We start from the raw sequence: 14,786 nt of genomic DNA on the forward strand, positions 1-14,786 counted from the left end.
TTTGTCACATGGTTCTTAAAAACATTTAAGGATTACTCAGAATACTTTAAGATTTTCTTTTTACAATTTAGTTATCTCGAATCATCCAATGAGTGAAACCGTTTTACAACAAAGTCTTGTGAAAACCTGGGCTAGCGATTGATTCGAGGATAAACGCAGATTGATCATCTAGGAGGCGATCAAGTGGTCACTAATAATCTACAAGAAGCCGCAGAGCTTAAGCTACAGCCACGAACAGAGTCCAAATGGCAAAAGGTGTTGAATTACAAGATTGGAGGGGTCATTCCTGTAGGTCTTTACATCCCGTTTATGGCTGTTGTCTACTTGCTGATGAACTCCGGAAAGCTCGGTAGTGATATGCCTGGGGCTGTATCTGTCATGGTATTGTATGGCTTTATTCTGGCGGAAATTGGAAAACGCATTCCTATTCTGAAGGATATCGGCGGCGCTGCCATTATGGCAACGTTTGTTCCTTCTTACATGGTGTATGCTCATCTTTTCCCGCAGTCAGCAATTGATTCCGTTACTGACTTTATGGATAATACCAATTTCCTGTATGTGTACATCGCAATCGTTATCGCGGGTAGTATCCTTGGTATGAACCGGGAACTCATGATAAAAGCGGTCGTTAGATTGGCTGTCCCTTTGACGATTGGATCCATTCTCGGAACAGGTGTCGGTTTGCTTACAGGTGTGGCTTTGGGAATCCCTGCGTATGATACCCTGTTTTATATCCTTGCTCCTATCATGGCGGGAGGCGTTGGTGAAGGTGCGATTCCACTCTCTATCGGCTACAGCCAAATTTTAGGTTCGACCCAAGGTGAACAATTTGCCATGATTATTCCTGCGGTCATGCTGGGTAGCTTGTGTGCTATTATCCTGTCCGGCTTGTTGAAACAACTGGGAGATAGAAAACCGGAACTTACCGGTAACGGCATGCTACTCAAAACAGGGGATAGCGATGTTTTGGGACTTGCAGAGGATAAAAACAAAAAAACGCTTGATCTTTACCAAATGGCTGCCGGAGCAATTTTAGCTATCGGATTCTTCATGGTAGGTACCTTAGCCGCTGAGTTTGTTGGTCTGCCTGGTCCGATCGTAATGCTCTTTGCGGCATTCCTGGCAAAATATTTTGGTTGGTTGCCAAAATTCCTTGAAGACGGAGCGCAACAGATGCAACGTTTCTTTGTTATCGCTGTAACGTACCCGCTCCTGCTTGCGGTAGGTGTTGCTAAAACACCATGGGAGGCACTGATTTCTGTAATTAGCCCTGCTTATTTCATCACCATTTTTGTAACTGTACTAACCGTGGTTGTGAGTGGATATTTTGCTGGTAAGTGGATGAAAATGTATCCGGTTGAAGCTGCGATTATTACTTCTACTCGATGTAGCCAAGGTGGAACAGGGGATGTTGCGATTCTTTCTGCAGCCGATAGAATGGTACTCATGCCATTTGCCCAGGTATCCACACGTCTCGGTGGTGCCGCAACGGTAACACTTGCTATTTTCCTGCTGCGATACCTTACACACTAAGGTAGTGAAATCTTAAAAAAAATTAATAATTTGACAGGATACTTTAAGATCTTGTCATTACAATGAAGTTGTCTTGAGACACCATTTCGTAGACGAATGTGAATAACTGGTATAATTCGGAAGCGAACCAGCCCTAGTACTAGGGATAGGGACTGATGGGCTACTAGCTCGATGGAGATGGTAAAACAGGATGAGATTTCAACGAGAGATACTGTTTCATTATCGAAGTCATTTTTCATTCATCACTAAGCTAGCGCTTCCGATTTCTTTTCTAGTTCTGCTGTGGATGGCCTATGGCTCGTATATGGACGGAGAACGTACCGTAATTGAACAGCAGCAGCAGCAATTGCTAACGATTGCCAAGTTAAACAGCACGTCTATTGAATCCTTTTTCGACGAACAAATGCACACGCTGCAAATATTGACAGGCAACCGGGAGATGTCGCTCGCCATAGCAAATAAGAATGAAGCTGTGATTGACGAAAACCTATCCGCTTATTATGCCGCCAAAAAAGATAGCATCTATCGGATTAGCCAGGTGAACCTAGAGGGGAGAGTGGTACACACATTTCCCAAGCGCACTCGTAGAGATGCGATTAAAGCCTATGAATTAATCAAGGATGATATACAAAGGGTGCTGCGAGAAAAAAAACCGTTCATCGCAAGTGCCAAGCTGGAGAAGCAAGGCAATTATATTGTGCATCTGTTTCAGCCTGTTTATCTCGATGGGAAATTTCAAGGTGCGCTTATCAGTGTGGTAAATCTAAACGCTGTGTATGAGAAGCTGTTAAAGCCGATTCGCGTGGGGACCAAGGGTTATATCCATGTCAAAGATCAGCAAGGCTACTATCTCATGCACCCGAGCGAAGAAAATATCGGGTTATCGCTATCAGCGATTAAGGCCAAATACCCGGGGCTTGATTACCGCGACCTGGAGAAACTGTTCAAAATTCAGCTTACCCAGGAACAAGGCTCGGCTTTCTACCATTCGTACTGGTGGGGTGACGAATTCTATACCAAGACGAAAAAGATTGAGGCATTTTCCCGTGTTCATCTCGGTGACTCGTTTTGGGTGGTTGCCGCCGCCATGAACTACGATGATGTGAGAGAACCGATTGCACAAAATCGAATTAAAACCATTGAGATTTTTTCAATGATCGTCCTGACGCTGGCTTGTGCCGTTTATATCATCATGAGGACGAAGAAAAATAAAGAGGCTCTAGAATACGAGACGAGGTATTTGCGGGAACTGAATAACAAAAACGAGCTATTGAGAAAAAAGGATCTACAATTGCAGCACTCGCAGAAGCTACAGTTGATCGGCACGATATCAGGGGAAATTGCTCATGATTTTAATAATTTGCTAACCCCCATCAGAGGCTATGCAGAAATCATGCTTAGCAGGATAGAACCTGCTGAAGAAATTTATGATTACGTCAGTGAGATTTATGATGCTTCCGAGAAAGCAAGATTGATAATCGAGGAAATCCTGCTATTGAGCCGGCTGGAGAGTGGAAAGGTCAAGAAAAACGCTCCGGTCAAGGTTGAAGAACAGGTCGAAGAGGCACTGGGACTCATAAAATCCTTCCTCTCGCCCAAAGTGAATGCTGTGTTCAAAAAACGGGTAGATTCAGCCGTTATTTTTGCAAATAAAGTACAGATTCATCAGGTCATTATGAACCTGTGCAACAATGCCTATCAAGCAATGAAAACAACCGGTGGCGAACTAAAAATCATATTGGATACCTTTCCCTTGCAAGAGGTAAAAAAAATCCGCGAGAACGTCTTGGAAGTCAGCGATTACGTTACTTTATCTGTCTTGGATACGGGTAGAGGGATGAGTGACGATACCTTGCAGAAAATCTTTGATCCTTTTTTCACAACCAAACCGACAGGAGAGGGTACGGGGCTTGGATTGTATATCGTCCAAAGCATTCTCGAAAAACATCAAGGATTTATTACCGTGGATTCGGAACTGGGCAAGGGTAGCACGTTTACGGTGTATCTGCCGAAAACGGAGTTTGTAGCAAAAGAGACAGAGATAAATATAAACCCTGTGTTTACTGAACAAAAGCGCATTCTTTTGGTCGATGATAAACAGCGCGTATTGAAAGCGATGAGAAGAGGACTGGAATCGTATGGTTTCCACGTTGAGACAGAATCAGACAGTGTGGAAGCATTGCAGCGGTTTGAAAAGTCTCCAAACCATTACGATCTGGTCATTACGGATCAGGCAATGCCTTATCTGACGGGTACGGAATTGGCTGAACGTATCAAGGTAATCAACCCAAGTATGAAAATCATCCTGATTACCGGTTATGTCGAGGATCACGTGGTGGCATACAAGGAGAGATTGATCATTGATGAATACATGTGTAAGCCTGTAGCAGGTTCAGATATGGCACAAATGATTTATAAGGTTCTGCAATCCTGAAGATGGAGAGTATCTACCATCCAATTGGCAAAAGAGGTGTAGACATTGATTATTCAGCAAGTAGGCATGGCCGGTACACTGGAATCAAGCGATATTACGATTTCCATCGAGCCGAACGGGACGAAAGGTATTGAAATCGAGTTGAAAAGTACCGTAGAGAACCAGTTCGGGAACCAGATTCGCAAAGTGATTCTCGAAACATTACAAGGAATGGGCATTGAACATGCATATGTCCGCGCGAATGATAAAGGCGCACTGGATTGCGCCATTAAGGCTAGAGTAATGACAGCCGTAAGCAGAGTGGTCGAGAGCGACTGCCGACCATGGGAGGCGGAATAGATGCAGAAACTGAGAAGGACCATGTTGTATGTTCCAGGGAATAACCCAGGGATGATCCGGGACGCCCATATCTATGGGGCAGATTCGATTATGATCGACCTTGAGGATTCCGTTTCCCTATACGAAAAAGATGCGGCGCGTTTGCTGGTTTACCAGGCTTTGAAAACCTTTGATTTTGGGGGCATCGAGGTGCTGGTCAGGGTAAACCCACTCCATACGCCGTATGGCAGAGACGATTTTGAAGCGATTGTACGAGCGAAGCCAACTGCCATTCGATTGCCGAAAACGGAGACCGCCGATGACGTGATTGAAGCGGATGAATTGATTACCGAAATTGAACAAAAGATCGGCATGGAGCATGGGACAATCAAGCTTTTTGCAGCGGTTGAGAGTGGCATGGGCGCATTGAATGCGGCGCAAATTGCGGTTGCCAGCAAGCGGCTTATCGGTATCGCCATCGGAGCGGAGGATTTTGTCACAGACCTGAAGACAACGCGCTCGCCAGAAGGCATTGAGCTATTGACAGCACGAAGCCTTATATTATTTGCGGCCAGAGCTGCTGGCATTGCTGCTGTCGATACAGTCTACTCGGATGTAAATAATGAGGAAGGCTTTGCGAACGAGGTGAAGCTGATCAAACAGCTAGGCTTTGATGGCAAATCTATTATTAACCCGCGTCAGATCGAGATTGTAAACCGCATCTATACGCCAACAGAAGCAGAGATCAAAAAATCAAAGCGGATCATTGAGGCCAGTCTCGAAGCGGAGGCAAAAGGCTCAGGTGTGATCAGTCTCGACGGTAAAATGATTGACCGTCCGATTGTAGAACGTGCGCGTAGAGTACTTGACCTGGCGGAAGCGGCAAAAATAAACGTAGAGTAAGGTGAATGTTATGCTAAACGGTGCTGGGAGAGAAATTCCTTTAGCTATTGAGGGACTTGATGCGATAACTCCCTTTGATCGCAAATCGACTTACGGGCAATTTAAAAATACAGAACGGTTAAAAGAACGCCAGCAAAATCCTGCCAAAAACAAAATCATGGATTCGATGGAGAAAGCCATTGAAGCTACAGGCTTGCGTAATGGGATGACGATCTCGTTCCACCACCATTTACGCAACGGGGACTTTATCTTGAATATGGTTATGGATAAAATCTCCAAAATGGGTATTCGTGATCTTGTCTTGGCAGCCAGCTCCTTGACGGATATTCACGCTCCGTTGGTAGAGCATGTGCGAAACGGTGTCATCCGCAGAATCGAGACCAGTGGCCTTAGAGGCGAGCTAGCTCAGGCATATTCCTACGGATTGTTTGATATTCCGGTGACGATTAACTCTCACGGTGGTCGCGCAAGAGCGATTGCATCAGGGGAATGCCCGATTGACGTAGCCTTTTTGGGCGCTCCTTCTTGTGATGCATACGGCAACGCAAACGGAATTTCCAGCATAAACGAAGCTCCATCGGCATGCGGCTCCCTGGGTTATGCCATGGTAGATGCACAATATGCGCGCAATGTTGTGATGATCACTGACCATTTGGTCTCCTATCCGAACACTCCATTCGCCATTCCTGAAACCCAGGTGGATTATGTGGTCGTCGTGGATCGCATCGGTGATCAGAAGGGGATTGTCTCAGGGGCTACCCGTTACACGAAGAATCCGAAGGAACTGTTAATTGCCAAAAACGCGGCAGATGTAATTGAAGCATCCGGATATTTCGCGGATGGATTCTCATTGCAAACCGGCTCCGGGGGTGCTGCGCTTGCAACTACCAGGTTTCTGCGGGAAAAAATGCTTGCCGCCAATATCAAAGCAAGCTTTGCGCTGGGGGGTATTACCCAACAAATCGTTGACCTGCATGAAGAAGGATTGATTGAAAAGCTTTTGGACGTGCAGAGCTTCGACCTGCGCGCCGTAGAATCGCTGAGAAAGAACAAATTCCATCAACAAATTTGTGCGGAATATTACGCAAGCCCTGAAAATATAGGCTGCGCTGCTCACCAACTGGATGTTGTTGTGCTGAGTGCGCTGGAGATTGATCTGAATTTTAATGTGAACGTAATTACCGGGTCCGATGGGGTCATCCGTGGAGCTTCCGGCGGACACTGCGATACTGCCGCAGGCGCTGCAGTATCCATCATCGTCGCTCCGCTGATTCGCGGAAGAATGCCTGCCATTCTTGATCGTGTAAATACCATTATCACACCAGGTCATACGGTTGATGTACTGGTTACTGATCAGGGCATCGCTGTGAACCCTCTCCGCCAAGATCTCCTGGCTAGCTTCAAGGCCGCCAAGCTCCCTGTCTTCACAATCGAAGAGTTGCAAGAGAAGGCTACGCGGATTGTCGGCAAACCAGAGCCGATTCAATGGGAAGATAAAATTGTGGGTGTTATCAAATATCGTGATGGTTCCGTAATTGATGTAATTCGTCAAGTGAAACAAGGACGCTAAAATTATAAACCAAGAGGAGGAAGTATTGAGCAGTTGCTCAGTACAAACAAACTTATGAGTATAAAAGAAGCCGCTTTACAGGCACACCGCATAAGAAACGGCAAGCTGGAGATTGTAGGGACAGTACCGGTCGTAAGTAAAGAGGATTTAGCGATAGCTTATACACCTGGCGTTGCCGAGCCATGCAAGGAAATCGCCAAAGATAAGAGCAAAGCCTATGAATACACGATTAAAGGGAGCACCGTGGCGATTCTAACGAATGGGACAGCCGTGCTGGGTCTGGGGGATATTGGCCCTGAGGCAGGGCTGCCTGTCATTGAGGGCAAGGCTTTGTTGCTCAAAGAATTTGGTGGGGTGAATGCGTACCCTATCTGTATCGACAGCACTGATCCAGACGAGTTTGTGCGCACGGTTGAAGTGATCGCCCCAGGTTTTGGAGGCATTCATCTTGAAGACATCAAGGCGCCAGAATGCTTCTATATTGAAGACAAATTAAAAGAAAAACTGAACATTCCAGTTTATCATGATGATCAGCATGGAACGGCAGTTGCTGTGCTTGCAGGGTTATGTAATGCCTTGAAACTTGTGGGCAAAAAAATGGAGGATGTGCGCATCCTCATCAATGGAGCAGGAGCTTCGGGTATTGCCACCGCCAAGCTATTGCTTGTTGCAGGAGCGAAGCGTATCGTTCTCTGCGATATTGATGGTGCCTTGGTCGAAGGCGACACCTCTCTCAATGAACCTCAGCAGCAAATCGCCAAGCTGACGAATCGTGATAAAGAAATAGGCAGCCTTGCAGAAGTCATCAAAGGCAAGGACATCTTTATCGGCTTATCGGTTGCAGATGTGATGACAAAAGAAATGGTGCAAACCATGAGCAATGGAAGCATCATTTTTGCCCTTGCCAATCCGATTCCAGAAATTTTGCCGGAGGAAGCACACAAAGGCGGAGCAAGAATTGTTGCGACCGGCAGATCGGATTTTCACAACCAAATCAATAACCTGCTGGCATTCCCCGGTATTTTCAGAGGCGCGTTTGATGCCAAGGCCACGGACATCACGATGGAAATGAAATTAGCGGCAGCCAGAAGCATCGCAGATCTGGTAACAGACGAGGAGCTTGATGATACCTATATCGTTCCAGATGCGATTGACAAAAGAGTAAGTGCAGCAGTTAGCAAAGCAGTAAAAATCGTCGCAGAACAAAGCGGTGTTGTAAGAAAATAAAGACATTGTCTTTTCAGAACAAATAAACAGGATGCGCATCCTATCCTTTCGCTTGCAGAGTGTGGGATGCGTCATTCTACTTATTCTGACTTCCATGCAGAAAAACGGTGATAGATTATGGCTATGTGGATGGAACATTTGCGTGAAGAGATTTTAAATCCAACCTCTGAAGACGCTCAAAGAAAGCTTCGTGATTTCCTCAAGCGCCAAGGTCTTAGAATAGACCATCATATTGAATATACGATGGAAATTGTAGATGGCAGCGACATTGCCGCTACGGGTTCCTTTTCAGGTAGTGTACTGAAGTGCATTGCTGTGGATGAATCTTATAAAGACCAGGGGCTATCGGCACAAATCGTTAGCCATTTAGTAAATGAAGAATACAGGCGGGGAAGGGCTCACCTGTTTATGTATACAAAACCAGTAAATAAACAAATTTTCAAGGATCTCGGCTTTTATCCAATTGTGGAGGAATCCTCCAAGGCTGTCTTGTTGGAAAACCGATGGGATGGTGTCCGGCAGTATCAGCAAGGGCTTTTGCAGGAATCGGGCGATCTCGTGCCTTCGGCTGCGATTGTCATGAACTGTAATCCATTCACACTTGGACATCTGCACTTAATCGAGCATGCAGCGGCGGCTTGGGAAAAGGTGCATCTTTTTGTAGTTTGGGAGGACCGATCCATTTTTCCATCAGATGTCAGATATAGACTAGTGGAAGAAGGCGTGAGACATTTGGCCAATGTGATCGTGCACAAAGGCAAAGACTATATCATCTCCAACGCAACGTTTCCTTCTTACTTCCTCAAAAATGATGAAGAGGCAGCAAGTACGCATATATCACTGGATTTAAAAATATTTAGCCAGTATATAGCTCCGCTGCTAAATATTCAAAAACGGTATATCGGTCAGGAGCCAAGCTGTGTCTTGACCCGCAGGTACAACACGATCATGAAAAAATTACTGCCTTCCGTTGGAATAGACGTAGAGGAAATACCGCGACTGCTATGGGAAGGGGATGCCATCAGCGCCTCTGCGGTCCGCAAATATATCCGTCTGGGTCAAATGGATAAAGTGAAGCAGCTTGTACCGGACACGACCTATCAGTTTTTATTGTCAGTGGAAGCTGGAGAAATCATCAGGCGGATCAGGGAGATGTCATAACATGTATTCGTATGAGGTTACCCTTGAAGAAATGCTACAGGCACGCGAAAACCGGGCAGATAGACAAGGACAACTGATCCGCAGGTACGCGGTACCTCTGATCAGCATGACGATCAATATCCCAGGACCACAGAAGTCCTCTCCAACAAGTAAATACGTTTTTCAAGAAGGCTATCGTATCTTGATGAGTCAGCTGGCGGTGAACCCAATGACACCGCTGCACAGTGAAGCGTATGATCTGCTAACAGGTCCAGAAGCATATGTTGCCGTTCAGGCAGACACGCGAATATTGAAAAAGTTGGTCATTGCCATTGAAGATGGGCATCCACTAGGAAGATTACTGGATCTGGATGTGATTGGACCCAATGGAAGGGCAATCTCAAGAGATGAACTTGGCTTGGGCAAGCGAAAATGTCTCATGTGCGAGCAGGCTGCGCATGGTTGTGGACGGAGTAGAGCACATGCACTTCCCGAATTGCTGGAAGCTATCAAAGCACTGGTGGAGAGTTATACGCGAAAGCATCAAGTAGTCAAATGAGCATGATCGTTCATCATCATTAAAAAATCCAGGGAAGAAGGTTGTAGGTATGTATGATTGCAACAAGCTTATTATGTGAAAGCATTGGTCAACAAGCTGTCCTTGCACTGCTAACAGAGGTCTCCGCCAGCCCAAAGCCGGGACTGGTAGATCGGTTTAATCGTGGTGCTCACAAGGATATGGACTTCTTTACGTTTATGTCTAGTGCGGTCGCACTTTCCGGCTATTTTGAAAGATGTACACAGGCGGGAGGTTCCTTTCATGGAGAGGATCTTCGTATACTATTTGCGAATCTGCGTCCCTTGGGACAGGAAGCCGAACAGGCTATGTTTGCCGCAACAGGCGGGGTGAACACACATAAAGGTCTTATTTTTTCGCTAGGAATTATTTGTACCGCCGCCGCGTATTGTTGTACGACACGAGCAGCTGCTAGCAGGCTGGATGAACAAGTAATTTGTGAGACCGTTGCTCAGATGACCAAAGGTTTATGTGCGAGTGAGCTTGCATCCCTGAAAAAATCAACAGGCTTAACGGTCGGCGAACGGTTGTATAAAGAATGGGGCATGACGGGCATACGTGGCGAGGTGGAAGCAGGCTTCCCTACCGTACGAGAATATGCTCTGCCCGTCTATCGTGAGTTGAAGTCATCGCAACGATACCATGTGAATGATATCTGTGTTCAAACCCTGTTACAACTGATGGTTGTCAACGAAGATACGAATGTCGTTGGTAGACACGATAGGGAGATGCTAACCTATGTCCAGCAATATGCCAAGCAGGTGCTAGAGGCGGGCGGTATCTTGTCAGAGAGAGGTCTCGCCATGATTCATCAAATGAACGATGAGTTTGTGCAAAAAAATGTTAGTCCTGGTGGCTCCGCTGATTTACTGGCAGTCACAATCATGTTGGAATATTTATGTCTAGCGCCACCTGCAATATAATGGCAATGCGGTTCGTAGACGACCCATTTTAATGAAGAAGGGCTGTCCACAAAGTGATATGTTCCCTTTACAACAGACAGGTTCATTCGTAAAACCTACTGCTGTAAGGGGGATTTTTTTATGAAAAGAAATAATTGTGAATGAAGCTGTGTTGATTTACGTGTTTAATAAGAGGTCTTTCATATATGAAAACAGGCGTATTAAGAAAATAAGATTGGATTTTTGTGGTTAAATGTGTTACGCTTACTTTCCTTTTTTTGTGTCGGAGCAAGTGAATGGGATGCAGAAATCGAGACTTGATATTCTTAGGAGGTAACTGAAATGGAGAACGGGTTTCAAAGTGCCTATCAAGAAGAACAGCACAGGCTGTCGCTTGCTATGGAGGAAATTGATCGCAGATTGGAACGGCTTCGCAATACGCCGGTGTACACGGGGCATGATTTTACGGAGCAGGTGCTGGAATCCGGGCGGGAGGAAAAACGCCAGGCTTTGGCAAAAAGCGCACAGGAGCCTTATTTCGGACGTATGGATTTTGACGAACATGGCAGGGGACAGCGTAAGCCGCTTTACATCGGCAAAATTGGAGTGGAGCGTGAGGAAGCGTCTGCGTATCCGCTTGTGATTGATTGGCGCGCGCCGATTGCCAGCTTGTTTTATTCTTTTACAGGCGGTGAAGAAACCGCGTCCTACGAAGCTCCTGAGGGAACGATTGAGGGCTTGGTGTATCTAAAGCGCAACGTTGTTATTCGTAAAAGAATACTGGAACGGGTAGCCGATACGTACAACCGTGAAAGCGACGAGCCTGCGGTTTCCGATGAATTTCTCGTCTATCGTCTGGGAGAGAACAAGGATAACCGATTGCGGGATATTGTATCTACGATTCAGGCGGAGCAGGATCAAATCATCCGCGCAGCTAAAAATACAGCCCTCGTCATTCAGGGGGTAGCGGGTAGTGGCAAGACGACGGTAGCGCTGCATCGTCTCGCATTTTTGCTGTATCAGTACAAGGAGCAAGTATCGGCGGACAAGATGGTTATTTTTGCACCGAACCATATGTTTCTCGATTATATTTCAGATGTACTTCCAGAGCTGGGGGTCGGAAATATTCAGCAAAGTACATTTGCGGACTGGGCACTTAACCTGTTGGGTCTGGATTTACCTATAGCTGATCCTGCTGAAACGTTAGCTTATTGGTTTGAGAGCGGCAGCCTCAGAACGGAATCTATGGATGAGGCGCCAGGACGATTCAAAGGTTCGATTCGCTTCATGAAGCTGCTTCAAGCTTTTGTGGAACGGCTGGAGCCTGTCTCGGTCCCGGAGGGAGATTTTTCACCATGGGATGGAGCGGTGCTCCCGCGAGCCGAGATTTTGAACTGGTTCAATGAGGAATACAAGCCCTATCCGCTTGCGAAGCGAAAAGAACGCGTGCTTGCAAGAGTCCATCGCTGGATTGAAATGGAGCTGAAAAAGTCACCCTCGGCGGCTGCGCTCAAGGAACGCAAGAAAAAAGCGGGACCCCGGGAAAAGGCATATGCTAAAAAATGGCCCCAATACGACGCGCTGACGCTTTACAAGCAGCTTTTTCAGGCAGCAAAAGGATTACCCGCAGACACGGCTGCGGAGCTGAAGGCTTCTTTGCCTGCTGCTATTTTTAAGACCACACAGTCGGATCTGCGTAAACAGGTTATCCGCGAAGAGGATCTTACTGCGTTGGTATATCTTCATGTACTGATTCATGAGGTGGAATCGTCTCAACGTTTTGACCATGTGGTCATTGATGAAGCGCAGGATTTTTCACCTTTTCATATCGCATTGCTGGATTTGTTCGTTAAAGGGCATTCCTTCACGATATTGGGTGATCTGTCGCAGGGTATTCACGAATACCGTGGCGTACATGCGTGGGAGGAAATGAGTTCTCTTTTTGCGCCGGAACATACGGGATATTTTGCACTTACCCGAAGCTACAGATCAACGCTGGAAATTATAGAATTTGCAAATACGATTTTGGAGCAGGGGGTTCGCGGCGGCATTACGGCAGTTCCGGTATTCCGTAGCGGCGATCCGGTGCGTACCCTGCCATATGGTACATCGGGGCGTGAACAGAGTTTGCTGACCGCTCTGCAAGAGCTTTCTTCCAAGGAATATCGCACTTTATCTGTGCTGACGCGTACCTTGAAGGAAGCTGTGGAGTTGCATGAGGTCTTTACGAATGCAGGGTTAAATGTGAATCTGATTGACGGTGGTAAAAAGCAATACGAAGGCGGCTTGTCCGTTCTGCCTGTGTACCTGTCCAAAGGGCTGGAGTTCGACGCAGTCATTGTAGCGGATGCCGACCGAGAACATTATGGAGAGCTGGCATGGGATGCCAAGCTGCTGTATGTGGGCTGTACCCGTGCGCTGCATGAGCTGTGGCTGTTACATGAGGGTACGCTTCCGAGTTATGTACAGGAGCAGGCGAAGTAAGGAAAGGGTATTTTAAATTAGCGCCTAAGTGGATGCGAAGTAACTGCTTAAGCTACCATAATGGTGAACATCATGGGAGTCATATGTCATATCAGTAATAAGAACAGCCGCGAAATTTATCTTTCGTTCGGCTGTTCTTTCTTTTGCTTGCCAGGTTGCAGGTATGTAAATATATAGCTATGCCGTGACCGTGCTATCTGCAACTTGTCTGCGGGTATGGTAGAATAAAAGGCGGTTCATACCGTTTTTAGGATAATAGATCGCTTGAAATTTCAAGGTTTCAACCGCATGAGCGAACACGATGTATATGGACCCCGCAGGGGTAGAGTGTTCCCTCATATCACCATAAGGAAGTGAATGAAATGGACTTATTTTCATATTCCCAAGAGTCGACGCCAAGCAATCGGTTGCTTGCTGACCGGCTGCGTCCGACTTCGCTGGATGAATATATTGGACAGGAGCATGTGGTCGGTCCGGGCAAACTGCTGCGAAGAGCAATAGAGGCAGACCAGGTTTCTTCCATCCTCCTGTACGGGCCGCCGGGATGTGGCAAGACGACGCTGGCGCATATTATTTCACAACACACGCAAGGCGAATTTGTTCGCCTGAATGCAGTGGAAGCGTCAGTGAAGGACGTGAGGGAAGTCATTGACCGCGCACAAACGAATAAATCTATGTATGGCAAAAAAACGATCCTGTTTCTCGATGAGGTACATCGTTTCAACAGCTCGCGTCAGGATGCATTGTTGCCTGCGGTGGAAAAGGGTACGATCGTATTTATCGGCGCCACAACCGAAAATCCCTTTCACTACGTAAACGGCGCCTTGCTGAGCCGCTCTACGTTATTTCAGCTCGAATCGCTGACGCAGGAGCATTCGCTGGCAGCCATGCGCCGCGCCTTGGGCGATGCGGACAAGGGGCTCGGCTATATGCAGCTTCAGGTGGACGAAGCTGCGCTGGATCACATCGCGTCCATGGCGAACGGCGATATCCGTCGCGCCCTGAACGCGCTGGAACTGGCGGCGCTCACGACGCCTCCGCTGGCAGACGGCACGATTCACGTGACGCTGGAAGTCGCGGAGGAATCCATTCGCCGTCCGATTGTCAAGGCAGACGAGTCCACGCAGTATGACGTGTTGTCCGCCTTTCACAAAAGCATTCGCGGCTCCAGCGACGCAGCTCTGTTCTGGTTTCTCTACGCCGTAGAGAAGCTAGGCATGGACCCGATGACCTTCCTCCGCCGCCTCATCGCGGCGAGCAGCGAGGATATTGGCCTGGCAAATCCGCAGGCGATGGTGCAGGCAGTGAGTGCGCTTGAAGCATATCGCAATAACGGCTGGCCGGAGGCCAAGCTGAACATCGCGCAGGCTATTTTGTTCGCCGTGGAGAGTCCGAAATCGAATGCCGTATATACGGCAATTTCACGGGCAATGTCGGCTATGGACGACATCAAATCTGCTGAGGTGCCGCTGCATTTGCGAGATGCACATTACAAAGGCTCGGAGAAGCTCGGTCATGTCGGCTATCAATATCCGCACAATTATCCGAACCATTATGTGAAACAGCAATATTTGCCTGATTCGATAGCAGACCGGATCTTTTACCAGGCTACAGAGCAGGGGAATGAGTCGAAAATCAGACAAAACCAGCAGTGGCGGGATTCACAGTCGTAAAATATATGTAGCAGACGGATATACG

Annotated in this window: 11 protein-coding genes; all 11 read left to right on the top strand. The window is 47.1% G+C overall.

Features of this window, described 5'->3' with window-relative positions:
- Positions 1 to 183 precede the first annotated feature (183 nt).
- Complete coding sequence (locus tag ASL14_RS19240; protein WP_134913072.1) at positions 184 to 1,533, top strand: 2-hydroxycarboxylate transporter family protein; 1,350 nt, start codon at positions 184 to 186, stop codon at positions 1,531 to 1,533.
- A gap of 190 nt (positions 1,534 to 1,723) precedes the next feature.
- Complete coding sequence (locus ASL14_RS19245) at positions 1,724 to 3,967, top strand: ATP-binding protein (protein WP_134913073.1); 2,244 nt, start codon at positions 1,724 to 1,726, stop codon at positions 3,965 to 3,967.
- A 45-nt stretch (positions 3,968 to 4,012) separates the two neighbouring features.
- On the top strand, positions 4,013 to 4,306 hold the full coding sequence (gene citD / locus ASL14_RS19250; protein WP_134913074.1) for a citrate lyase acyl carrier protein: 294 nt from the start codon (positions 4,013 to 4,015) through the stop codon (positions 4,304 to 4,306).
- On the top strand, positions 4,307 to 5,188 hold the full coding sequence (gene citE / locus ASL14_RS19255) for a citrate (pro-3S)-lyase subunit beta (protein WP_025682174.1): 882 nt from the start codon (positions 4,307 to 4,309) through the stop codon (positions 5,186 to 5,188). It begins immediately after the preceding gene.
- Between the two features lie 10 nt (positions 5,189 to 5,198).
- Positions 5,199 to 6,758 (top strand): citrate lyase subunit alpha, encoded by a 1,560-nt coding sequence (gene citF, locus ASL14_RS19260; RefSeq protein WP_134913075.1) that lies wholly within the window; start codon positions 5,199 to 5,201, stop codon positions 6,756 to 6,758.
- Between the two features lie 54 nt (positions 6,759 to 6,812).
- Entirely contained in the window at positions 6,813 to 7,985 is a 1,173-nt protein-coding gene (locus ASL14_RS19265; RefSeq protein WP_134914576.1) for an NAD(P)-dependent malic enzyme, read from the top strand.
- Positions 7,986 to 8,102: 117 nt separating this feature from the next.
- Positions 8,103 to 9,146, top strand: coding sequence for a [citrate (pro-3S)-lyase] ligase (citC, locus tag ASL14_RS19270; RefSeq protein WP_223264036.1), 1,044 nt, complete (start codon positions 8,103 to 8,105; stop codon positions 9,144 to 9,146).
- 1 nt (position 9,147) lies between these two features.
- Positions 9,148 to 9,684, top strand: a complete 537-nt coding sequence (citX, locus tag ASL14_RS19275) for a citrate lyase holo-[acyl-carrier protein] synthase (RefSeq protein WP_134913077.1) — start codon at positions 9,148 to 9,150, stop codon at positions 9,682 to 9,684.
- Positions 9,685 to 9,737: 53 nt separating this feature from the next.
- The gene (gene citG / locus ASL14_RS19280) at positions 9,738 to 10,625 is read left to right on the top strand and encodes a triphosphoribosyl-dephospho-CoA synthase CitG (RefSeq protein ID WP_134913078.1); all 888 of its coding nucleotides are present in this window, start codon (positions 9,738 to 9,740) and stop codon (positions 10,623 to 10,625) included.
- 321 nt (positions 10,626 to 10,946) lie between these two features.
- A complete protein-coding gene (locus ASL14_RS19285; protein WP_134913079.1) occupies positions 10,947 to 13,088 on the top strand; it encodes a HelD family protein in 2,142 nt (713 codons plus the stop codon).
- Positions 13,089 to 13,450: 362 nt separating this feature from the next.
- Positions 13,451 to 14,761 carry a replication-associated recombination protein A gene (locus ASL14_RS19290; protein WP_134913080.1) on the top strand — a complete coding sequence of 437 codons (1,311 nt, stop codon included), beginning with the start codon at positions 13,451 to 13,453 and terminating at the stop codon, positions 14,759 to 14,761.
- The last annotated feature ends 25 nt before the right edge of the window (positions 14,762 to 14,786 follow it).

It is taken from the genome of Paenibacillus sp. IHB B 3084, assembly GCF_001447315.1.
GTDB lineage: Bacteria > Bacillota > Bacilli > Paenibacillales > Paenibacillaceae > Paenibacillus.

Excerpts from the sequence above, each read along its gene's own strand:
- ASL14_RS19290 (WP_134913080.1), top strand. The coding sequence starts at position 13,451 with ATGGACTTATTTTCATATTCCCAAGAGTCGACGCCAAGCAATCGGTTG.
- citE (WP_025682174.1), top strand. The coding sequence starts at position 4,307 with ATGCAGAAACTGAGAAGGACCATGTTGTATGTTCCAGGGAATAACCCA.
- citX (WP_134913077.1), top strand. The coding sequence starts at position 9,148 with ATGTATTCGTATGAGGTTACCCTTGAAGAAATGCTACAGGCACGCGAA.
- citC (WP_223264036.1), top strand. The coding sequence starts at position 8,103 with ATGGCTATGTGGATGGAACATTTGCGTGAAGAGATTTTAAATCCAACC.
- ASL14_RS19285 (WP_134913079.1), top strand. The coding sequence starts at position 10,947 with ATGGAGAACGGGTTTCAAAGTGCCTATCAAGAAGAACAGCACAGGCTG.
- citG (WP_134913078.1), top strand. The coding sequence starts at position 9,738 with ATGATTGCAACAAGCTTATTATGTGAAAGCATTGGTCAACAAGCTGTC.
- ASL14_RS19245 (WP_134913073.1), top strand. The coding sequence starts at position 1,724 with ATGAGATTTCAACGAGAGATACTGTTTCATTATCGAAGTCATTTTTCA.
- ASL14_RS19265 (WP_134914576.1), top strand. The coding sequence starts at position 6,813 with ATGAGTATAAAAGAAGCCGCTTTACAGGCACACCGCATAAGAAACGGC.
- citF (WP_134913075.1), top strand. The coding sequence starts at position 5,199 with ATGCTAAACGGTGCTGGGAGAGAAATTCCTTTAGCTATTGAGGGACTT.